This window comes from Borborobacter xinjiangensis (assembly GCF_047739745.1).
Lineage (GTDB): Bacteria > Pseudomonadota > Alphaproteobacteria > Rhizobiales > Rhizobiaceae > Pseudaminobacter.
This window is the reverse complement of record NZ_JBLLVA010000090.1, coordinates 1-833: the sequence shown is the minus strand read 5'-3', so window position 1 is coordinate 833 and position 833 is coordinate 1. Positions and strand designations below refer to the sequence as shown.

The 833-nt window shown below is 67.8% G+C and carries 1 protein-coding gene; it reads right to left on the bottom strand.

Annotation, left to right across the window (positions count from 1 at the left end; all coding sequences use genetic code 11):
* Positions 1–833 (bottom strand): AMP-binding enzyme (locus ACLKMW_RS26460; protein ID WP_415727510.1); only part of this gene is annotated, 833 nt, incomplete at both ends.

Sequence of the window (833 nt, the reverse complement as noted above, 5' to 3'; positions counted from 1 at the left end):
GTTGAGGTGTCGCCGAGCGCGCCGAAATCGTCCTCGGCGATCTTCCTGAGGATGCGGCGCATGATCTTGCCGGAGCGCGTCTTCGGCAGGCCGGGCGCGTACTGGATCTTGTCGGGCGTGGCGATGGCGCCGATCTCCTTGCGCACATGCGCCACCAGCTCCTGGCGCAGCGCGTCGGTCCACTGCTCGCCGGCCATCAGTGTGACGTAGCAGTAGATGCCCTGGCCCTTGAGGTCGTGCGGGTAGCCGACCACCGCCGCCTCCGACACCTTGTCATGCGCCACCAGCGCCGATTCGACTTCCGCCGTGCCCATGCGGTGGCCCGAGACGTTGATGACGTCGTCGACGCGGCCGGTGATCCAGTAATAGCCGTCGGCGTCGCGCCGGCAGCCGTCGCCGGAGAAGTACTTGCCCTTGTAGGCGGCGAAATAGGTGTCGATGAAGCGCTGGTGGTCGCCATAGACGGTGCGCATCATCCCCGGCCACGGTTCGGCGATGCACAGATTGCCCGCTCCCTCGCCCTCGATCGCCTGGCCGTCATTGTCGACGATCACCGGCACCACGCCGAAGAACGGCCGCGTCGCCGAGCCCGGTTTCAGGTCGGTGGCGCCGGGCAGCGGCGCAATCAGGATGCCGCCGTTCTCGGTCTGCCACCAGGTGTCGACGACCGGGCAGCGCTTGTCGCCGACGACGTTGTAGTACCACTCCCAGGCCTCCGGGTTGATCGGCTCGCCAACCGAGCCGAGGATGCGCAGCGACTGCCGCGCGGTCTTCTTCACATGGGCATCGCCCGCCCCCATCAGCGCCCGGATCGCCGTCGGCGCGGTGTAGAA